The 19480-nt window shown below is 60.1% G+C and carries 20 protein-coding genes and 1 pseudogene; 16 read left to right on the forward strand and 5 right to left on the reverse strand.

From position 1 onward, the window contains the following. The first annotated feature begins 17 nt into the window (after positions 1 to 17). The 4 genes from J8I87_RS23495 (at position 18) to J8I87_RS23510 (ending at position 2248) form a co-directional block, all read left to right on the forward strand. Positions 18 to 263, forward strand: a complete 246-nt coding sequence (locus J8I87_RS23495) for an AbrB/MazE/SpoVT family DNA-binding domain-containing protein (RefSeq protein ID WP_209934353.1) — start codon at positions 18 to 20, stop codon at positions 261 to 263. Next, on the forward strand, positions 260 to 658 hold the full coding sequence (locus J8I87_RS23500; RefSeq protein WP_209934354.1) for a PIN domain-containing protein: 399 nt from the start codon (positions 260 to 262) through the stop codon (positions 656 to 658). The genes J8I87_RS23495 and J8I87_RS23500 overlap by 4 nt, the downstream gene beginning before the upstream one ends. A 71-nt stretch (positions 659 to 729) precedes the next feature. Continuing rightward, positions 730 to 942 carry a universal stress protein gene (locus J8I87_RS23505; RefSeq protein ID WP_409518791.1) on the forward strand — a complete coding sequence of 71 codons (213 nt, stop codon included), beginning with the start codon at positions 730 to 732 and terminating at the stop codon, positions 940 to 942. A 397-nt stretch (positions 943 to 1339) separates the two neighbouring features. After that, positions 1340 to 2248 (forward strand): M28 family peptidase, encoded by a 909-nt coding sequence (locus J8I87_RS23510; RefSeq protein ID WP_209934356.1) that lies wholly within the window; start codon positions 1340 to 1342, stop codon positions 2246 to 2248. A gap of 63 nt (positions 2249 to 2311) precedes the next feature. Here the strand turns inward: J8I87_RS23510 and J8I87_RS23515 are convergent, their stop codons facing one another. The 4 genes from J8I87_RS23515 to J8I87_RS23535 all read right to left on the reverse strand — a co-directional run bounded on the left by J8I87_RS23515 (position 2312) and on the right by J8I87_RS23535 (position 7209). Further along, the gene (locus J8I87_RS23515; RefSeq protein WP_209934357.1) at positions 2312 to 4816 is read right to left on the reverse strand and encodes a spermidine synthase; all 2505 of its coding nucleotides are present in this window, start codon (positions 4814 to 4816) and stop codon (positions 2312 to 2314) included. Positions 4817 to 4917: 101 nt separating this feature from the next. Beyond that, a complete protein-coding gene (locus J8I87_RS23520; RefSeq protein WP_209934358.1) occupies positions 4918 to 5649 on the reverse strand; it encodes a protein-L-isoaspartate(D-aspartate) O-methyltransferase in 732 nt (243 codons plus the stop codon). A gap of 1133 nt (positions 5650 to 6782) precedes the next feature. Continuing rightward, positions 6783 to 6989: a hypothetical protein gene (locus tag J8I87_RS23530; RefSeq protein WP_209934359.1), complete on the reverse strand. Its 207-nt coding sequence runs from the start codon at positions 6987 to 6989 to the stop codon at positions 6783 to 6785. Further along, positions 6982 to 7209 carry a hypothetical protein gene (locus J8I87_RS23535; protein ID WP_209934360.1) on the reverse strand — a complete coding sequence of 76 codons (228 nt, stop codon included), beginning with the start codon at positions 7207 to 7209 and terminating at the stop codon, positions 6982 to 6984. The genes J8I87_RS23530 and J8I87_RS23535 overlap by 8 nt, the downstream gene beginning before the upstream one ends. Positions 7210 to 7794: 585 nt before the next feature. Here J8I87_RS23535 and J8I87_RS23540 point away from each other — a divergent pair. The 11 genes and pseudogenes from J8I87_RS23540 to J8I87_RS23590 all read left to right on the forward strand — a co-directional run bounded on the left by J8I87_RS23540 (position 7795) and on the right by J8I87_RS23590 (position 16883). After that, on the forward strand, positions 7795 to 8016 hold the full coding sequence (locus J8I87_RS23540) for a hypothetical protein (protein WP_209934422.1): 222 nt from the start codon (positions 7795 to 7797) through the stop codon (positions 8014 to 8016). 133 nt (positions 8017 to 8149) lie between these two features. Next, entirely contained in the window at positions 8150 to 8698 is a 549-nt protein-coding gene (locus J8I87_RS23545; protein WP_209934361.1) for an SUF system Fe-S cluster assembly regulator, read from the forward strand. Further along, positions 8695 to 10143 carry a Fe-S cluster assembly protein SufB gene (gene sufB, locus J8I87_RS23550; protein ID WP_209934362.1) on the forward strand — a complete coding sequence of 483 codons (1449 nt, stop codon included), beginning with the start codon at positions 8695 to 8697 and terminating at the stop codon, positions 10141 to 10143. The genes J8I87_RS23545 and sufB overlap by 4 nt, the downstream gene beginning before the upstream one ends. Before the next feature lie 14 nt (positions 10144 to 10157). Further along, positions 10158 to 10952, forward strand: coding sequence for a Fe-S cluster assembly ATPase SufC (sufC, locus tag J8I87_RS23555; RefSeq protein ID WP_209934363.1), 795 nt, complete (start codon positions 10158 to 10160; stop codon positions 10950 to 10952). A 7-nt stretch (positions 10953 to 10959) separates the two neighbouring features. After that, positions 10960 to 12285, forward strand: a complete 1326-nt coding sequence (gene sufD, locus J8I87_RS23560) for a Fe-S cluster assembly protein SufD (protein ID WP_209934365.1) — start codon at positions 10960 to 10962, stop codon at positions 12283 to 12285. Continuing rightward, a complete protein-coding gene (locus J8I87_RS23565) occupies positions 12282 to 13535 on the forward strand; it encodes a cysteine desulfurase (RefSeq protein ID WP_209934366.1) in 1254 nt (417 codons plus the stop codon). Before sufD ends, J8I87_RS23565 begins: the two co-directional genes overlap by 4 nt. Beyond that, positions 13532 to 13987 (forward strand): Fe-S cluster assembly sulfur transfer protein SufU, encoded by a 456-nt coding sequence (gene sufU, locus J8I87_RS23570; RefSeq protein WP_209934367.1) that lies wholly within the window; start codon positions 13532 to 13534, stop codon positions 13985 to 13987. Before J8I87_RS23565 ends, sufU begins: the two co-directional genes overlap by 4 nt. 28 nt (positions 13988 to 14015) lie before the next feature. Further along, a complete protein-coding gene (locus J8I87_RS23575; protein ID WP_209934369.1) occupies positions 14016 to 14372 on the forward strand; it encodes an SUF system Fe-S cluster assembly protein in 357 nt (118 codons plus the stop codon). A 1-nt stretch (position 14373) separates the two neighbouring features. Further along, positions 14374 to 14706 carry a non-heme iron oxygenase ferredoxin subunit gene (locus J8I87_RS23580; RefSeq protein WP_209934371.1) on the forward strand — a complete coding sequence of 111 codons (333 nt, stop codon included), beginning with the start codon at positions 14374 to 14376 and terminating at the stop codon, positions 14704 to 14706. A 645-nt stretch (positions 14707 to 15351) separates the two neighbouring features. Next, positions 15352 to 15902 (forward strand): annotated as a pseudogene (locus J8I87_RS23585) (tyrosine-type recombinase/integrase). Positions 15903 to 16109: 207 nt separating this feature from the next. Further along, positions 16110 to 16883, forward strand: a complete 774-nt coding sequence (locus J8I87_RS23590) for a polymer-forming cytoskeletal protein (protein WP_209934373.1) — start codon at positions 16110 to 16112, stop codon at positions 16881 to 16883. 622 nt (positions 16884 to 17505) lie between these two features. Here J8I87_RS23590 and J8I87_RS23595 read toward each other — a convergent pair. Further along, complete coding sequence (locus J8I87_RS23595; RefSeq protein WP_209934374.1) at positions 17506 to 18414, reverse strand: LysR family transcriptional regulator; 909 nt, start codon at positions 18412 to 18414, stop codon at positions 17506 to 17508. Between the two features lie 104 nt (positions 18415 to 18518). On the opposite strand from J8I87_RS23595, the gene J8I87_RS23600 reads away from it, so the two are divergent. Continuing rightward, entirely contained in the window at positions 18519 to 19325 is an 807-nt protein-coding gene (locus tag J8I87_RS23600; protein ID WP_209934376.1) for a phytanoyl-CoA dioxygenase family protein, read from the forward strand. The last annotated feature ends 155 nt before the right edge of the window (positions 19326 to 19480 follow it).

The raw sequence follows: 19480 nt of genomic DNA on the forward strand, positions 1-19480 counted from the left end.
GGCGCAGGGAGGGCGCTATGACGGCAGCAACCATCACATCTAAGGGCCAGGTCACGATACCGGTGGACGTGCGCAATCATCTTGGCTTGAAGTCGGGAGATCGGATCGAATTTAGCTTCAACGAGGCGACGGGCCGGTACGAGGTCTATCCGGCCACGCGCTCTCTTGCTTCGCTTAAGGGCATCGTGAAGAAACCCGTTAAACCGGTGTCGATCGAGGACATGAATCGGGCTATCGCGGAGCAGGGAGCATCCGCGCGATGATCGGACTTGATGCGAACGTGCTGGTCCGCTACTTCGCGCAGGACGACGCCGTGCAGTCGAAAAGGGCGACGGCGCTGATGGAGTCCCTGTCGGCTGAGCGGCTGGGGTACGTTTCGCAGGTCGCGCTGGTCGAGGTCGTATGGGTTCTCGAGCGCTGCTACGGCGTCGAGCGCGATCAGATGAAGGACATCATTGATTCGATGATCAGCACCAAGGAATTGATCGTGGAGAGTGCGGACACGGTGCGAAAGGCACTGCGTGTCTTCGCGGCCTCAGACAAGGCGGATTTCGCGGACTGCCTGATCGAGCGGTCTGGGCATGTCGCCGAATGCGAGTACACGGCCACATTCGACGTGACGGCTTCGAAGGTCGCCGGGATGCAGCTGATTAAGTAAATCACGGCGCGAGCCGATAAAGCGAAAGGGAGTAAGACCGAAGAGCTCAACTTGGCACTTTCTCGTTGCGTGTGAACAGCCTTCGCGCTTGGCGTGCTATTCCGCGTGCCAATGCCAGATCCTCCCGATGTGGACGTCATAAATGCGATTTCATCGTCATGGCCTCTCATGGCCTCTCATGGCCGCCGTGGGTACGCGCACTCCTGCCCGGCAGTGAGACGCAAAAGGTCCTCACGCACAGCGACATTCCCGCACTGTTGGTCAGGTCGTCGGTAACTGTCTAGGCGAGTCGTGGAAAGGAATCAGGTGCCATTAACAGGTCATACCATAAATCGACGCAGACAATCCTTGTCCCGCGTCCAATGAGCAGGCTCATGGAGCGCTTCCGCTTCAGCGTGACGGTGAGGCGGGGAGTTCTCGTTCGCCAGAGCGAGAATATCCTGATTATTCAGTCTCGATTGAAAAGCGTTGCAGGTCCGCATCCACGCACGCGTTTAGCCTTGAATTCTCGCGGCTGACGGCTACGTTGATACCATCGGATGGCGACAGGACGCTTTTACCGTGACCGCGACGGCGGGAGGGCGAGCGGGAATCCGTGCATCGCCTGCGTCGACACGCATCGAACCACCCGCCTGCAACCGCTCCCCTGCCGGCCGATTACGACGTGGCGGAGGAAGTCGTATGCTGACTGCGAGCGTGTCCGACCTGGCTGCGGCGTTGCAACGCCATGTGAACGTCCTTGCCGGAGACATCGGCGAGCGCAACGTGTTCCGCCCGGCTGCGCTGCACGCGGCTGCCGACTATATCGAACGGCAATGGGCGATACATGGCTGCGCGGTGACGCGTCAGAACTATCTGGTGCGAGGCGTCCAGTGCGCGAACATCGAGGCGGTGCTACCAGGCAGTGTTAAGCCTGACGAAATCATGGTACTGGGTGCGCATTACGACACGGTACGCGGCAGTCCGGGAGCCGACGACAACGCCAGCGGCGTCGCAGCGCTGCTCGAGACGATGTTCCTGTTTCAGGCGTTTGCGCCCCTGTACACGATGCGCTGCGTCGCGTTCGTGAATGAGGAAGCGCCGTTTTTCTTCCGCGGCGACATGGGAAGCCTGCGGTATGCGAGGGCCGCGCGCCTGCGAAGGGATCGCATTCGCCTGATGCTGTCGCTCGAGATGCTCGGCTACTACCGGGACGAGCCGGGCACCCAGGCGTATCCGCCGCTGCTACGTTACTTCTATCCGTCAAGCGGCAATTTCATCGGCTTCGTTTCCAACCTTCGCTCGGCGCAGCGACTGAGATGGCTAACCAACGCGTTTCGGGCCTCGTCGGATTTTCCGCTGCAAAGCGCGGCGTTGCCGTGGTGGGTGCCGGGCGTCGCGTTGAGCGATCACTCTTCCTTTTGGCGCGAAGGCTATCCGGCTGTGATGGTCACGGACACGGCGTATCTGCGCAATCCGCACTACCATACCGCGCACGATGTCCCCGCGACACTCGACTACGGCCGCATGGCCGCCGTGACGCTCGGCCTCGCAGTGAGCGTCGCGTCGCTGGTGCCGACGCCCACCGGCCCCGGCATGTGCTCAGCTTGATCCCGCTCATGAGTGCGCGGGCCCGTTCGGAACCCACGCCGAATCTAACGGGATCATTCCGGATCAAGGATAGGCAGCCGCCGCGGCAAGATAGAGCAAGACCGCTATCTCGACCACTGCGGTAAAGCCTAGATGAATTGCCAGTACCGTGGCCAGAACTGCAGCCACCACGGAAGTACAAGCGTTGATGCCCCAAGCCCAGGGCACGAGCGTTTCGGCGCCCGCAGCAACGCGGCTGAGCCCCAGCGGAAAGGGCATCCCCATCGCAAACGCGAGCGGCGCGATGAGTATCACGGCAATCACGATCCTGGCCGGATCGGGTAGCGGGATCAGCAACGGGAACAGAGCAGGGAGCACGAGCAGGTAGACGAGCGAGATGCCGGAGATCGCAGCGATGGCCGTTGCCACGACCGGCCAGCGATTCGTGTTCCTGCTCGGCCGCAGCGCGTAGCTGGCCAGCACCTTGCGGCCCTGCAGGCGCTGCGCGTACCGGCTTCCAAGTCCCGCGAACGAAAGGAACGCGCATAGCACGACGGCGACAGCGTACAGCGGGTGGCTCAGGAGCAGGACGAACTTCTGGATGAACGCGATTTCGATGAACATGAAGGCAAAGCCAACCGCGACGAAATAGATAGCGACTCTACGTCCGGATATCCCCGCCACCGAAGGGGTGGCGTCACTGCTGCGGGACGTGGCCCTTAGAAGCGGCGAACCATGAGCCGTGCGCTGGCGGCGCGCCATCACCCAGAGTGGAAAGAGGATCAATGCGATGGCCATTAACGTGGACTGAAGCAGTGTTGCGATCAGTACCGGATAGCCCCATTCCAGCAACGACAGGCCGCCTCGCCCCTTCAGCGCGACAAACTCGGGCAGCGAACGCCATTTAAAGAAGTGAAAGAAGTACGGTTTGTCGTCCGTGGCGGGGCGGATGTCGAACTTGTAGCGTGCCCAGAACGTGTCTCGCCCGGGGCTCAACAGAGCACGCGCGGCTTCGAAGAAGTAGGGCCTATCAAGCAGGTTGTAGCGATTTGCTTCGGCGGCCTGCATCCCCGGGTAGTATCCGGCGTCGAACGAACGGGCACGGCAGAAGCTGCCCAGCGCGGCGATGTCCGCGTCGTCGAATTCACCGTTCTTGACCAGTAGCGTCGCGGTGTTCCAGCCGCGGATCAGCATGAGCCGGCGAGACGGTTGCGTCACGCCGGCGTTCTCCATCGCCAGCACGCCCGTCGCAAACAGCTTCAGGACGTCGCGCGGCGGCAGCGTGACCCAGCGCGTGATCGTCAGCATGCCACCCGGGTTGAGATGCCGCAGATAGTCCTGAAACGCCTGCACCGTGTACAGGTAACTCTCGGAAAGTGCGTAAAGGCCAGCCGAGGTGGCACTGAACGAATCCAGCAGCGCGACCTGAATGAGGTCGTAGTGCTCGCCGCGGGCGGCAACGAAACCCCGCGCGTCGCCGGTGAACAGGCGAACGTTGGGTGCGCTGTAAGGCTTGCCAGAAAAGTCGGCGAAGCGGTGCTGCACCGTTTCGACTATCTGAGGATTCAGTTCTACCGCGTCGATTGCGCTCGCTTCGTGATACAACGCCTGCAACACGTCGACGCCAGCGCCGCTGCCGAGAACGAGGACTTTGGGTCGCCGCAGCAAGTGATAGGGAAGTGCGGAAGTCAGATAGTCGAGGTACCCGAGCGGCTCGCGCCGTCCGTCATAGCGATCGAGCGCGGCCAGTCCGTCGCCGTCGGTAAACACGCCGAGTTGCAGCGGCGGCTCCTTCGTCGCGTTGAGGCTCAGCCCGGGCGCATGGCGGAAGGGAATCAAGGGGCTCTCCACCACCGTGACGAGACCCAGTGGGCTGGAGCTTTCGGCGACCACGTGCGCGTCCTTGATGCGCAGGGCCTGGCTCAATTCCTTGTACTCTGACGGCCGCAATGCGAGCCAGTCGCGTGGCAGGCCGGCGGCCAACAAAGCCGCGGCGCCGAGCAGCAGGGCTGGCAACCACTGCTGGTGCCAGCGGCATTCGACGCATGCCAGGGCCGCTGCCGCGACGCCCGCGGCACCCAGTAATCGCAGCGCATCCAGCGGATGGAACACGAATAGCGCACCAATGATCGCGACGCTCCCCACGCCCGCTCCGCCGATGTCGAAACTGTAAATGCGGGGGATCTGATCGTTGAACCGTGTGAAGGTGAGACAGACGCTGGTCGCGGCGCAACAGAAAGGAATGAGCAGAAGCAGATAGATCAGGAGCAGGCGCAAAGGTTCGCGCGGGTCCCACAGAATCGCCAGCGGGTTGAACGCGACACGCTGAGCGAAAGCGAACGAGGTGACCGCAAAAACGCCGAACAGGACCGCGCCGCTGACGAACACGGCCGCGAACCGGGGCGCGAGCCAGCGCTGCGCCAGGGCGACCATCGCACCGGCCGCTCCGTAACCCAGCAGCGCGACGCTGATCATCATGTACGCGAAATGATGCCATTGGATGATCGAAAAGAGTCGCATCAACAGGAGCTCGTAACCGAGCGCTGCGGCCGAGAGCAGGGAGAGGGCGAACAGCGGCGCGGCAGGCATGATTGCGTGAACCCGAAGGGGATGCGGGACGGGGCGCGCTCAGCCAATGCTGCCGTGCAGGTTCGCGCCGTCCCGTTGCGTCGCCTGATTCACGCGCAGAATCAGTGCCCGACGAGCGGCACGAAGCTGACGGGCAGAACCTGTCGGGTGGAAACGGTCCCGTCGTTCGACTTCGTGATCAGCAGCAGGTATTGCGTCAGAAACTGTGCGCCAACTGGAATGACAATCCTCCCGCCCGGCTTCAACTGCCGCACGAGAGGAGGAGGGACATGGCTCGCGGCGGCGGTGACGATGATGGCATCGTAAGGCGCGTGTGCTTCCCACCCGTAGTAGCCGTCTCCTACCCTGGTTTCCACGCGCCTATACGCGAGCCGCTGCAAGCGCTCCTGCGCCGCATTGCCCAAAGGCTCGATGATTTCGATCGTATATACCGCTCGCGCGAGGGTCGAGAGGATCGCCGCCTGGTACCCTGAGCCGGTGCCGACTTCCAGCACGACGTCAGTGGGCTTGATCGTCATCAGGTCGGTCATCAGCGCGACAAGGTACGGCTGTGAAATGGTCTGGCCATAGCCGATCGGCAGCGGTCGGTTCTCATAGGCGTTGCGCTCCTCGCCAGCCGGGACGAACTGGTGGCGAGGCACCAGTTCCATCGCGGCGAGCACGCGTGGATCGATGGCGGGTCTGCCGGTTGCGACGAAGGTTTCGGCGGTGAGCTCCGCGATGTCCTTGATCATTTGCGCACGAAGGGCCGCAAAATCGTCGGCCGCGTGAACGCCGGAAGACATCCACGCCAATGCGATTGCTGGAATCAGGGTGCGCAGCCAGCGCAGCATGACTGGTTTCACCGTGCGGCCCATGTAGCCTGACCTGCTGCAATTCTACGCCCGCACACGCGACGAGGCAGGGCGGGTCCGGTCGCACGCCGCGTGTGCGGCGCGGCCGCCGAGCTCGTCGTGTCGCTCGTTGCTTTGCGGCACGATCGCGGTGGCATGTGCTGATACAGCTGACAGACGTCTGAATGAGGATGCCAGGCTCGGGCCACTTCATCGCGTGGAAGTGGCTACAGACGCGCGTCCCGTTACGATGCAATGGCCTTGATCCCGTAATATGCGAGCGCATCACTTCCCAGGCAAACCAGGGCGGGCAATACCCTCAAGTCGAGATTTGCCGGCACAGACAGCTCGCGCCTTGGTGCGGAACGCTGACCAAGCCTATGGGGGTGGCGCGCCCAAGCTCCCGAACCCCAGCTGTTATGGCCTCGTGCTGCACGTCTTGAACGAAACCGGCGAACCCGCGCTGCTTGACGCGCTGGAACGCACGCTCGACCACATGGCGGCCGGGCGGCATCTATGACCCGCTCGGCGGCGGGCTCGACCGCTATAGCGTCGACGCACGTTGAGCTTGAGCCGTGCCGCACTTCGAGAAAATGCTCTCTGACAACGGCCAGCTTGTGAAGCTGTACGCGGATGCCTACCGCCTGACCGGCAAGCGCACATGGCGCCGCATCTTTGAGGAGACCCTCGCCTAGCGGCATCGTGCTTTTCGCGCCGCTTTGCCTTGAAGTCTTTGAAATCCAAATCCCCTACATATCGTTGAGCCTCTATCAGCGCGCAGTTGAGCAGATATTCATAACGCTGAACATCTTTCGCCATCGCGGTGGGAGCGGCAGGCGGCGAGATAGGAAATCGTGCATCCGGCGACTCTCATGCTGGCCGGGAGCCAATAGCCGTCACCTTCAACTGAAAAATTGAACATAGGGTTCCCCGCCATTGGCAGCGATACATTCGACGGCCTCCACGCCGACGTTCGCGGCACGAACATCATTGGTAGTTCGGATTTTACTGGTCTCTCTCAGGGGGCGATCTTTGCGGAGCCATCACGCATTTACGCGCGTGCTAGTATTTGGACAAGGCAACCCATGATTGAGGTGGCCGTAATGCGACTGATTCACATACCCCATCGGCATTCAATCGACGATCCGGCTCAGTGCAAGCGACAGATTCTCATTGCGACAATCCTCGGAATTTTGTGCGCGCTTGCTTTGTGGAAGCTCGCGGTATTGCTGGGCGCATTTCCTCATTGATTGGCTACCATTCTCTGCAGATGCCGATAGAGCGATGCGGTCGATGCGGTCGATTTCCGTGATGATTAGCGTGCCTGCATTTTCACGCATGCGGCGTGGCATTGTCGCCTTTCACCATTCCGCGTCCGAAGGCCCAGTATTCGGCAATCGTCGCGATCTGCACACCGCTCGCATGCAATGCGTTGCAGGCAGCAGCATCGGCAAGTTCACAGCATTCATGCTCGTCATCGTGTTCGAGCGTCCAACCGTCTAGCCGCACTTGGCGCGCACGCTCGGCGAGAATGTCGCGCGCGGCTTGCGAGATTGCCATCGCGCCGACATTCGCTGCATCATCGACTTCGTGCTGGGTCTGCTCTCGTCAATCAGCTCCAGTGTCTTCATCTGGTGCCATCTGTCTTGCACCACAAAGTCGCGCACGACTTTCCGAATGGTATGGAGTGTTTCTCCGATGGTCACTATCGTCGTCCTTACGGTCAGACCAGGTGGACCGCACCATAGGCCGAATACCTTCACCGGCTTGTTCGCTGCGCCGAGCATCGCGGAGGCCGCATCTATACGCGGGCGCTACCAGCATGGCACCATGCAGATCAGCATCGCCGGGATCTCTGCAATATGCGGATCGTCGTCAGGACCGATTGTATCGAGGACAGCGACAAGGTCTTCGACATGCGGCATGCGAACGGGTTGCCGGCGATGTACTTGCGACGCCTCATCGGTTAGCGAAGCCGGTCACTTCAGAACGGTCGGTTCGCGAACGCTCGAATGGACGCGCGAGCGATTGACGCCGAAGAAGGCCACGACGATTCCTGTGGCGTTTATCTCCCGATCGAGGCGGTCACGGTAGCCGCAGAGAAACCCATAATAGTGCTCATGCTGCGATTCATTTGATGTCGCCATGAAAGATGAAATCTACGCAACCACCACGCACATCGCACGAGTTCGTGTGATGAAGACTGGTGCGGGCACTTATCGAGGAATCGTTCATCTGCGAGAAGTGGGGGCCGAACCCGAAGCGGACGATCCGCACGAAACCGAAATGGACTTCGTGCACGAGGATCAGGCACGAGACGCAGCGCGCGTCCTTGCTAACAAACTGCTTAAAGAACAAGATTCCTGAATTGCCGCGCCGATCGTAACGACACAGCAAGAATGCTCACGTGCAGTGATGTCTTTCGTCTATTCGTGAAAAGGAGTGCTAATGTTGTCAGTGAATCAGGACTAAACAGGTACCGATTCGCAGGGAGACACCCATGTTGCGGATGAGCAAGCTTGCCGACTATGCCACAGTGATCATGATCACGATGGCACGCGATCCACAGGCCGTGAAGACTGCCGGCAGCCTCGCCGAAACCACCGGCATCCCCGCGCCGACGGTGTCCAAGGTGATGAAGATGCTCACGCGTGGTGGCGTGCTGGTGTCGGTGCGAGGTGTGAGCGGTGGCTATCAGTTGCCGCTTCCTCCACAGCGGATCACGTTGTCCGACGTCATTGCAGCTGTCGACGGCCCCTTCGGGATGACCGAATGCAGCGCTCTACCGGGGCTGTGCACGCAGGAGGCGGTATGCAGTGCGCGCGCCAACTGGCAGAAGGTCAACCGGCTGATATTTGATGCGCTGCGCCAGGTATCGCTGGCCGATATGGCAGGACCGACGCTGAGCGAGGGCGACATCAGCGCGATTCACGCGCGCCGCCTTCTGCCGCTGGCACATCCGGGAATCGGCCAAAGGCGTGTGATTCCGGTCTCACCAGCAAGCCAGCAACACCGCGGCCGCACCGTTGAAAGCGGAGGTCAGGCGTGAGTTCCAGCGAATCCAGAATCGACGAATTGATCCGGCGCGAATACCCGCATGGCTTCGTGACCGACGTGCAATCGGATACATTGCCTCGCGGCATTTCCGAGGACGTCATCCGCCTGATTTCCGAAAAGAAGAACGAATCTGATTTCATGCTCGAATGGCGCCTTGCTGCCTTCCGGCACTGGCTGACCATGAGCGAGCCGCAGTGGGCCACGGTCGAGCATCCGCGCATCGACTACCAGAATATCGCGTACTACTCATCGCCAATTGCGTCGAAAGATCGACCAAAGAGTCTGGAGGATGTTGACCCGGAACTGCTGCGCACGTACGAGAGACTTGGCGTGCCGCTGCAGGAGCGCGAGATTCTCGCCGGCGTGGCAGTGGACGCAGTGTTCGACAGTGTGTCGGTCGCGACGACGTTTCGTGAAAAACTCGGCGCGCTCGGCATCGTATTCTGTTCGTTTTCGGAAGCAGTACAGAGGCATCCTGAACTTATTCGGCAATATCTCGGCTCGGTCGTGCCACCCACCGACAATTTCTTCGCTGCACTCAACTCCGCGGTATTCAGCGACGGGTCGTTCTGCTACATCCCGCCGGGTGTACGCTGCCCGATTGAGCTCTCCACGTATTTCCGCATCAACGCACAGAGCACGGGGCAGTTCGAGCGCACTTTGATCATTGCGGACAAGGGAGCGTACGTCAGTTATCTCGAAGGGTGTACCGCACCTATGCGTGACGAGAACCAGTTGCACGCCGCGGTGGTGGAGCTGGTCGCGCTGGAGGGGGCCCAGATTCGCTACTCGACGGTGCAGAACTGGTATCCGGGCGATGCGCGCGGGCGCGGTGGCATCTACAACTTCGTGACGAAGCGCGGCGACTGCCGTGAAGCAGACTCGAAAATTTCCTGGACGCAGGTCGAAACGGGCTCCGCCATTACATGGAAGTACCCGAGTGTGATCCTGCAGGGCGACAACGCGGTCGGCGAGTTCTATTCGGTGGCGCTCACCAACAACTATCAGCAGGCCGACACGGGCACGAAGATGACCCATCTGGGCCGCAACACGCGCAGCACGATCCTGTCGAAGGGCATTTCCGCCGGCCATGGCAGGAACGCCTATCGCGGGCTCGTGAAAATGGCCCGGTCAGCGGAGAACGCACGCAACTATTCACAGTGCGATTCGCTGTTGCTCGGCGATCGGTGCAGCGCGCTCACGTTTCCGTATATCGAGGTGAAAAACCCGACCGCGAAAGTCGAGCACGAGGCCTCGACGTCGCGCATCGGCGAGGATCAGCTGTTCTATTGCCGGCAGCGCGGCCTGTCGGAGGAAGATGCGGTGTCGATGATCGTCAACGGCTTTTGCAAGGAAGTATTCAAGGAGCTGCCTATGGAGTTCGCCGTCGAAGCACAAAAGCTTCTCGGCGTGAGTCTGGAGGGCAGCACAGGCTGACAGGGGCAAGGATCATGCTTGAAATCAGCAACCTGAGCGTTGAAGTGGAAGGCAAGCCGATTCTGCGCGGCATCGATCTGTCCGTAAACGCGGGCGAGGTGCACGCGCTCATGGGCCCGAACGGTTCAGGCAAGAGCACGCTTGCCCATGTACTGGCCGGCGATGAACATTACCGCGTGACAGGCGGCAGCGTGCAGTACGCGGGCCATGACCTGCTCACGCTAGCGCCGGAGCAACGCGCACGGGAAGGTCTTTTTCTCGCGTTTCAATACCCGGTCGAAATACCGGGCGTGAGCAACGTGTACCTGCTGAAGGCAGCGTTGAATGCGCAGCGCAAGCATGGCGGCGAGCCCGAACTGGACGCAATGGAATTCCTGCAACTGGTCAAGGAGAAAATGGCGCTCATGCAGATGGACGAAAGCCTGCTGTATCGCGCGGTGAATGAAGGGTTTTCCGGGGGCGAGAAAAAGCGCAACGAAGTACTGCAGATGGCGGTACTGGAGCCACGCCTCGCGATTCTCGACGAAACTGATTCGGGCCTCGATATCGACGCGTTGCAGGTGGTTGCTCGGGGTGTCAATCAGTTGCGCTGCGCCGACCGCGCGATTGTGCTGGTGACGCACTATCAGCGTCTGCTTGAGTATGTCGTGCCCGATTACGTGCATGTGCTTTCGCAGGGGCGAATCGCGCAGTCGGGGACGCGCGAACTGGCGCTTGAACTGGAACGCAAGGGTTACGGCTGGCTCAGTGCGAATGCACCCACTGAGCCGCAGTCCGGGCTGCCTGCCGCGCACGACCGCAAGGAGTAGACCTCAAATGAGTGAACGGGCGCTCGAGCACTTCCATCATTCATTCCAGACGCTGTCGAAGACACTGCCCGGCGCGGAACTTGCATGGTTGCGCAGCGCGCGGCGCCACGCATTCGAGCAGTTCGAAGCGGTCGGCTTTCCCACGACGCAGTTGGAAGACTGGAAGTACACGAATGTGGCCACCATCGCGAAGCGGCCGTGGCACTTCACGTCGTCACGCAGTGGTGACCTGGATGTTGCCCGCATCGTGGACGACATCGTGCCCGACAACACGGTGGGCCGGCTCGTATTCGTGAACGGCTGCCATATGCCGAGGCTGTCGCGCGTGCCGATGTTGCCGGAAGGCGCGTTCGTCGGCGGTTTGACGCGCGCGATCCGCGAGATGCCGGAGCGGCTCAGGGACATCGTTGCACAGCCGGCGCCGCGAGATGGCTTCGAGGCGCTGAACACGGCATTCCTGAGCGACGGATATGTGGTCCTGCTGCCGCCGGACAGTGCGATCGACGCGCCGCTTGTCACGCTGTTCCTGACCGACGAAGCCGGGCTCGCGATGCATCCTTTCAATGTGATATTGGCGGGCGCGCGCTCGCGCTGTTCAATTGTCGAGCAGTACGTCGGTATCGCAGATGACGCGTATCTCCTCAACACGGTGACGAAAATCGTGGCCGGCGACGAGGCGGATGTCCAGCATTGTCGCGTCCAGCAGGAAGCGCGTAGCGCCTTCCACATTGCACGCGTCGATGTCACGCAGCAACAGGCGAGTCGCTTCACTTCACACTCGTTTGCATTCGGCGGCGCATTGTCACGCACCCAGATTGATACGCGGCTGCAGGCGGTCGACACTCGCGCCGAGCTGAACGGACTGTATTTCGTAGGCGCGAGACAACATGTGGATCATCACACGCGCATCGATCACGAGAAGCCGCATGGCACGAGCCGGGAATACTACCGCGGGGTGCTCGACGGCGCGTCGCATGGCGTATTCAATGGCAACGTGATCGTGCGGCGGGACGCGCAGCAGACCAACACGCATCAGGCGAACTACAACCTTCTGTTGTCGCGTGACGCACAGATCGACACGAAGCCTCAACTGGAGATCCACGCCGACAACGTGAAGTGCACGCATGGCGCAACCGTGGGCCAGCTCGACGGAAATCAGCTGTTCTATCTGCGCTCGCGCGGTATCGACGAACGCATCGCGCGGGCGTTGCTGGTATGGGCGTTTGCGCGCGATAGCGTGGAGCGCGTCAGTATCGGCGTCGTGCGCAGTGGACTGACGAAACTGCTCCTGGCGCGTACGCCGGAAGGTGAGCATATTCGGGGGCTGATATGAAGCCAATCGAACCTGTGCGCATCCCGGACACCAATACTGTGTTGCGCTGGCGAAGTGACTTTCCGATTCTTCGCGAACGCGTGCACGGCGCGCCGCTGGTGTATCTCGACAATGGGGCGACCGCCCAGAAGCCTTCAGCCGTGATCGAGGCGGAGCGCGCCTATTACGAGCACATGAATGCGAACGTGCATCGTGGCGTGCATCAGTTGTCGCAGCGCGCCACCGACGAGTACGAAAGCGCACGTGCACGGATTGCGCGCTTCGTCAATGCGGCAAGCGCAGAGGAAATCGTCTTCGTGCGCGGTACGACGGAGGCGATCAACCTTGTCGCGCAGAGCTATCTGCGTCCTGCCGCGAAACCAGGCGACGAAATCCTGATCAGCGCGATGGAACATCACTCGAACATCGTGCCGTGGCAGCTCGTATGCGAGCAGACGGGCGCGGTCCTGAAGGTCGTCCCGATCGACGATAGCGGCGAACTCGATGTCGACGCGTACGGCAGGATGCTCGGCGCACGTACGCGCATGGTGGCGATCACACACGTGTCGAACGCGCTTGGCAGCATCAACCCGGTCGCGAGGCTGATCGAGGCCGCCCACGTGCACGGCATGCCGGTGCTGCTCGACGGTGCGCAAGCGATAGCCCATCTGCCCGTCGATGTGCGCGCGCTCGATTGCGACTTCTACGCGTTCTCGGGGCACAAGGTCTATGGCCCGACTGGAATCGGCGTGCTGTACGCAAGGGCGAACCTGCTTGAAGCAATGCCGCCGTGGCAAGGCGGAGGCGACATGATTCGCTCGGTCACATTCGAGAAGACCGTTTATAACGACATCCCCTGGAAGTTCGAGGCGGGCACGCCGAACATCTGCGGCGCGATCGCGCTCGCGGCGGCGCTCGACTATGTAAGCGAAATCGGCCACGAACTGATTGGAGCACATGAGGCTGACATGCTCGCGTATGCGACGGACGCGATGTGCGCAATCCCGCATCTGCGGCTGATCGGCACCGCGCACGAAAAGGCGGGCATTCTGTCGTTCGTGCTTGATCATGTTCACGCGCACGACATCGGCACGATTCTCGATTCCCGCGGCGTCGCGGTGCGCGCCGGCCATCATTGCGCGATGCCCGTCATGCAACGCTTTGGCGTGCCGGCAACCGTGCGCGCATCATTCGCGCTATACAACACACGAGCCGACGTCGACGCGCTCGTCGAAGCAATGGCGCGCGTGCAGGAGGTGTTCGGGCCATGAGCAGTCTGCGCGACCTGTATCAGGAAGTCATCTTCGACCATTACCGGCGACCGAGAAACTGTCATCCGCTGCCGGACGCGAATCACAAGGCCGAGGGGCATAACCCGTTGTGCGGAGATCGCATCACGCTGTATCTGCGCATTGAAGACGGTGTCGTGAAAGACGCGGGTTTCGAGGGAGCAGGGTGTGCGATCGCCATCGCGTCAGCATCGCTGATGACGGAGGCGCTGAAGGGCCGCACCGAATCGGAAGTAGAGGCGCTCTTCGGAGCGTTCCACGACATGGTGACGACGCCTGCGGGCGCGCCGACGCAACGCGAGGCGGGGCTCGGCAAACTCGCGGTGCTCTCGGGCGTACGCGAGTTTCCGGCGCGCGTGAAGTGCGCGACGCTGGCATGGCATACGCTGCGCGCGGCTTTGCAGGACGAGCGCGGCACCATAACGACGGAGTGACGCAAAGAGTGCAAGGAGGTGAGAAGCGATGAACGCATTCGACTGGTTGAAACGGGCTGACGCGCTGGAGCCTGCCGACGGCGATCTGCGGGCGCGCGTGGTCGAAGCGTTGCGAACAGTATTCGACCCGGAGATTCCCGTCAACATCTACGATCTGGGGCTGGTATATGGCCTGGAAGTGGACGACGAAGCGGGCCACGTGGTGATCCGCATGACGCTGACTGCGCCGGGCTGTCCCGTCGCGCAGACGTTTCCTGCGACGGTCGAGGACGCGGTGTATTCGGTGTCCGGCGTGACCGGCGTACGAGTGGAACTGGTGTGGGATCCGCCGTGGACAAAAGAGCGGATGTCAGAGGCCGCACGGTTGCAACTGGGGATGCTTTGAGATGTCAGACTGGGTCGATGTCGCGGCGATGACGGATTTCCCACCGGGTTCGGTGCGTAGTGTCGACGTAGACGGCGCACAGGTGGCGGTGTTCAACCTGGATGGCACCTGTTACGGGATCGAAGATATCTGCCCGCACGATGGCGGCATCCTGACGGGCGGCAAAGTAGAGGGCGACGTGGTGGTGTGTCCACGGCATGGCGCGCGTTTCTGCATCAGAACGGGTAGGGTGCTTGCGCCACCCGCCTATGAGGACGTGGCGGTGTTTCCGGTGCGCGTCGAGGCCGGTATCGTGCAGGTGCGCGACGCGCGGTGGGACGAGAATGCTTTCTGAAAGGGGGGCGACGAGGCATCGGACCGACGCGGTATGGACCTGTTACACGAATAGTGTTCTACAGTGAAGGGCACGGTGCCATATCGAAACGTCATGCCGGCCTCATGTAGGTCACCTTTGTGTTCGCGCTATGACTCTGGGGTAATCGTCCTTTTCGTGCTTGTATGGACCCGACGCCTTTTGCAAGCTTCGTGTTCGTGATGTCGAAACGGTCTGCATGCATGTGTATCCGGCTTGCCCGTCGGGCGCTTGCTGAAGCACGCCCGCAGCCTCGATGAGATCCGCGCACCCTGTCCTTAGCAAAATCGCGGCTCGCCGGGAGACGGCAGCCGGCACGAAAAACAGGCTTCAGAGTGCTGGTTCAACCTTTTTCGTCATCGCTGTGCGGGTGCAGTTCTCCATGAATGTGTGACTCGTCAAGCGCGGGCGCCAGCCCGGCAAAGCGGACGCTTGACGCACCGTCGGTTTGTCATGCTATGGCATGGCTGTGAGCACGGCACTGGCGTGCTCACAGCCATGCAAAACTGGTTGTTTGAGATTGCCGTTCGGGTTGCTCCTTGTTGCCTTGCCGGCACTACGCGTTGGAAACGAAGTGTTCGTCGCTACTGAGCAGCGCCTGTACGACGCGACGGGCCAGAAGCGCCGCTGAAGCTGAAGGAGATTTGGGCGATACGCGTGCGCCTGCAGCTTTCGTCCCGCGTGCGTGATCTGGCAATGTTCAATCTCGCCATGACAGCAAGCTTCGGGCATGTGATCTGACGAAGCTGCGCGTGCGCGACGTTTGTCACGGCGAACACGTCGCTAGCCGCGCGACGATCATGCAGCAGAAGACGCAACGGCCTGTACAGTTCGAGATTACCGAACAGACTCGTGAAAGCGTGGGAGCATGGATCAGGCATGCGGGCTTGCACGCAACCGACTTCCTGTTCCCGAGCAGAATTCACGACTCTCCGCACTTGTCGACACGGCAATATGCCCGGCTGGTTCATCGGTGGATCGCGTCAATCGGCCTTGACGACACTGCCTACGGCACCCATACGATGCGCCGGACCAAGGTGTCTTTGATCTATCGTCGTACGAAGAACCTCAGGGCTGTTCAGTTGTTGCTCGGCCACCGGAAGCTTGAAAGTACAGTGCGCTACCTCGGCATCGAGGTAGATGACGCACTTGAAATGGCCGAACAGACGGAGGTCTAGGTTGTCGGGCCGGTTAGCGATTGGTCGCTGACCGGCCAGTTGTAGTCTTTCATGCTATCGCTTCGCCGGATACTCATGCGTCTCTTTTGCGCCAAGGTTCGGACCTTAAGGGTCCACACGCTAGTGTGAGTTCAAAATCTAAGCAAGGGATTCGTTTTTCCGCTGCAAGCTCAGCAATCTTTCGGGGCCTGCAGACTGGAGGGACAAATGGGAACGCTAGATTTGCCTATAGATGCCAACTTTCCGACAACAGAACAAGCATTTTCAATCCGCGTGCCAAACGGTGGAGGCGTTGCCATCCTTGCCGAGGCTAACGGCATCAATCCCGAGAGCGGGCTGGGAGGTATTGGAGTCAGGGGCAATGCCGATGGAAACGGCACTGGAGTTTTTGGTGAAGGTCAGGTCGGGGTGGTCGCAGTGGGAACCCAATTTGGCCTCTTCGCTCAGGGGAGTCCTGGTCCTGCCGGTAAGTTCGAGGGGAGCGTCGAGGTGCAGAACGATCTCACAGTCGGTGGCCGCATTCTGGGAAACGTCGGTATCGAGGGACAACTCACTACAGGTGGAAATGCCGAAATCCAGGGAAGCCTCACCGTAAGCGGGCAGAACCTGCTCGATAAATTTGCGACACTTGAGAACGAAATTCAAAGCATCCGCTCAACGAGCGGGAGAACAAATTTTGGGGTGCCCGTCAGTCCGCCGATCCCGGGAACTCGACCGACCCTGAAGATAACGCCGAACATTAATAATGGTAAACATAACTTCCTGATCGAGATGAGTTCTGGCTTCATAGACCACATCCATATCATCGTGCATGAAAGCAATCCGGCGACCTCCGATAGTGATTTCCCTGTATCTGGAAAATCAGCCCTTTTAGGTCTTAACGAAGGTAGATATACGTTGGTGGCTACGGATAGAACGGCGGATCCTAACGACAACACAGGACTTTTGTGGAGCACGCCGGCTGACGTGACCGTCCCGTAAGACAGTATGGACACGCTCCTGTGATAGAGCGTTTGCAACGCTTAAACGGACAAGGCCGACAAGCTGATTAAACAGTGGCAAGGTGACACAGACTATATTTTTAATGGTCCCGACAAACTATTGGCGGAAGCCGCCAAGTCTTTGTGTAGCAAGACGTCTGGCGCCGTGCAAGTTCGTGAAAAAGTGGAGGCGGAACGCTCGCCATTCGATACTTCTACTTTCTCACTCAAGGATTTTGTCGCAGCTGGCCAGAGCTCAGAGGGCCGCGATCTCTTTTCGACGCCCACAGTGAGAGCCCGTTATCAGCTTCCAAGCAGCCGTCGGGGCACAGCTCAACCGAGCGGCCGTAGTGGGTCGAGTCCGGAAGTTCGTGCCGCGCTTGCAGCGGATGCACCGCGTACGAACTGCGATCTTCGGCAACCGGCCATGTGCAGTCATTGGTTTCCAAGGCATGGTAGGACAGTCGAACGGCGGCTTTGCACCGTATAGCTGTCCGTCACCTGCGATCGGACAAGCAGTCAAATCAGCGCTACATACGGCGGCCGCAAATCAAAGCAGTTGTGCTGACAGTTCAACCGGAAAAACTAACCTGTTCATCACAATTGAAGTCGTACCGCTTGCCTTACTCGACCTTCGCTTTGCCCGGTGCGTGCGCGGCTATTTCGCACGCGAGGTGAACAAAAGAGCCTAGCGCAGCGGGCGGGTTGGGTTCCTTCCACGCGAGGTAGAGTTCGCTTTGCGCGTGCTGTTCGCGCAGCGGACGATAAACGACGTTGTCCATGTGCGTTCGTTGAACCGACGCAGGTACGAGCGTCACACCAAACCCGGCGCTTACGAGGCCAAGGGACGCGTAGATCTGCCCCATTTCAAAGCTCGTGGAAGGAGAAAATCCGGCAAGTGCGCACAACTGGTTGATGGTGGCGTGATAGTCCGGCGCGACATCCTTCTGATAATTGATCACGCGCAACTGCATACAGTCCTTGATGGAAATCTGCCGTTTGGCGGCGAGTGGATTGTCCTTAGCGATGGCAACGTAAAACGGCTCCCGAAGCAACAAGACGCTGTTCAGTTGCGTATCCGGTGGCAAAGAGCGGACGAATGCCAGATCGACGTCCCCTCGGTTCAGGGCATTGATCTGTTCCGCAGAAGAAAACCATCGAAGTTCGACTGTCACCGCGGGATAACGCTGCTGGAATTCACGCAAGAGCGGTGGCAGCAGCGTGTACGCGATGTGTTCGAAGAACCCGACCGCTACGCGGCCGATTTCCCCTCTTGCTGCGCGTCGCGAATCCACGATCGCAGAGTTCGTCTCCGCCAGAATTCGCTTGGCCCGATCTTCGAAAACCTGGCCCGCCGATGAAAGAAGCACTCGTTTGCCCCGGCGCTCAAAAAGCGCTACGCCGATTTCCTCTTCCAGTTCCCGTATCTGCCGGCTCAACGGCGGCTGCGCCATGTGCAGTTCATCCGCCGCCTTCGTGAAGTTGAGTGTGCGTGCCACCGTCAGAAAGTAGCGAAGATGACGCAGTTCCATTTGGAACCTCTTAGGTATCGATACGCAACTTATTATATCTTTTACATTGAACGTGATCGCTCTTAGGATCGTGACATCACACCAACGAGTCAGGAGATCCCCTCATGAAACTTACCGCGTCACAGTTGGAAGCGTACGAGCGCGATGGGTTCGTTGTTCTGCCGGAGCTTTTCTCGGAAGAAGAAGTCGAGCATATGAAGAGCGAATTGCGTCGAATCCAGAAGATCGACACCGACCATCTTGTCCGTGAAAAAACGGGCGGCATCGCAAAGACGATCTACAAAGTGCACGAGACCGAAAGTCCGACGGCATCCGCCGTTTTTCACTCCGGAGTGCGCTCTCCCAGATTGCTCGAGCCGGCACAACAACTGATCGACGATCCCGAACTCTACGTCTATCACACGAAGTGCAATCTGAAGACGGCAATCGACGGTTCCGTCTGGCAATGGCATCAGGACTTCGGCACCTGGCATATCGACGGCGTGAAGGAGCCGCGAATGACAACCGCGTTGGTCATGCTCGACGAGCCGACCGAAATGGGCGGATGTCTTTACTTCATCCCTGGAAGCCACAAACTGGGTTCACTCGATCCGGCGTTCGATGAGGCAACCGGGTACCGCTTTTACGTGGTACCCAAGCCGACGATGCTCGATATCTTGTCCAGCCATCCCAAGGCCGTGCCTATCATCGGCCGCCCGGGGACGGTCGTGTTCTTCGACGCCAACATCGTGCATTCGTCGGGTCACAACCTGTCGGGCGACGATAGATGGCAGGCCTATGTCGTCTACAACCAGGTGAAGAACAAACCTGAAGAAGTCGAGCAGCCGCGACCGGATTATGTGCGCTCGACCAATTTCGCTCCTCTCGAGGTTGGGTCGGACGAGATTCTCGACAGAGTTCAGATCGGCTGAACTTGCGCGGGCGTGGCTCGCCAGGGCGCGTGTACCTGGCGAGCAGCGGCAAGTCACGTCAACCGAGTAAGCCTTAACTCCCGAATGTCGGACGGCCGACTCGTGACCTCGCGTTTTCTCTCCGAATGCGGAAATGGCAACGACACGTCAGGCCT

This window comes from Paraburkholderia sp. LEh10, from assembly GCF_017814945.1.
Classification (GTDB): Bacteria; Pseudomonadota; Gammaproteobacteria; order Burkholderiales; family Burkholderiaceae; genus Paraburkholderia.

Excerpts from the sequence above, each read along its gene's own strand:
- J8I87_RS23495 (WP_209934353.1), top strand. The coding sequence starts at position 18 with ATGACGGCAGCAACCATCACATCTAAGGGCCAGGTCACGATACCGGTG.
- J8I87_RS23500 (WP_209934354.1), top strand. The coding sequence starts at position 260 with ATGATCGGACTTGATGCGAACGTGCTGGTCCGCTACTTCGCGCAGGAC.
- J8I87_RS23510 (WP_209934356.1), top strand. The coding sequence starts at position 1,340 with ATGCTGACTGCGAGCGTGTCCGACCTGGCTGCGGCGTTGCAACGCCAT.
- J8I87_RS23515 (WP_209934357.1), bottom strand. The coding sequence starts at position 4,816 with ATGCCTGCCGCGCCGCTGTTCGCCCTCTCCCTGCTCTCGGCCGCAGCG.
- J8I87_RS23520 (WP_209934358.1), bottom strand. The coding sequence starts at position 5,649 with ATGCTGCGCTGGCTGCGCACCCTGATTCCAGCAATCGCATTGGCGTGG.
- J8I87_RS23530 (WP_209934359.1), bottom strand. The coding sequence starts at position 6,989 with ATGCGTGAAAATGCAGGCACGCTAATCATCACGGAAATCGACCGCATC.
- J8I87_RS23535 (WP_209934360.1), bottom strand. The coding sequence starts at position 7,209 with ATGGCAATCTCGCAAGCCGCGCGCGACATTCTCGCCGAGCGTGCGCGC.
- J8I87_RS23540 (WP_209934422.1), top strand. The coding sequence starts at position 7,795 with ATGAAAGATGAAATCTACGCAACCACCACGCACATCGCACGAGTTCGT.
- J8I87_RS23545 (WP_209934361.1), top strand. The coding sequence starts at position 8,150 with ATGTTGCGGATGAGCAAGCTTGCCGACTATGCCACAGTGATCATGATC.
- sufC (WP_209934363.1), top strand. The coding sequence starts at position 10,158 with ATGCTTGAAATCAGCAACCTGAGCGTTGAAGTGGAAGGCAAGCCGATT.
- sufD (WP_209934365.1), top strand. The coding sequence starts at position 10,960 with ATGAGTGAACGGGCGCTCGAGCACTTCCATCATTCATTCCAGACGCTG.
- J8I87_RS23565 (WP_209934366.1), top strand. The coding sequence starts at position 12,282 with ATGAAGCCAATCGAACCTGTGCGCATCCCGGACACCAATACTGTGTTG.
- sufU (WP_209934367.1), top strand. The coding sequence starts at position 13,532 with ATGAGCAGTCTGCGCGACCTGTATCAGGAAGTCATCTTCGACCATTAC.
- J8I87_RS23575 (WP_209934369.1), top strand. The coding sequence starts at position 14,016 with ATGAACGCATTCGACTGGTTGAAACGGGCTGACGCGCTGGAGCCTGCC.
- J8I87_RS23580 (WP_209934371.1), top strand. The coding sequence starts at position 14,374 with ATGTCAGACTGGGTCGATGTCGCGGCGATGACGGATTTCCCACCGGGT.
- J8I87_RS23590 (WP_209934373.1), top strand. The coding sequence starts at position 16,110 with ATGGGAACGCTAGATTTGCCTATAGATGCCAACTTTCCGACAACAGAA.
- J8I87_RS23595 (WP_209934374.1), bottom strand. The coding sequence starts at position 18,414 with ATGGAACTGCGTCATCTTCGCTACTTTCTGACGGTGGCACGCACACTC.
- J8I87_RS23600 (WP_209934376.1), top strand. The coding sequence starts at position 18,519 with ATGAAACTTACCGCGTCACAGTTGGAAGCGTACGAGCGCGATGGGTTC.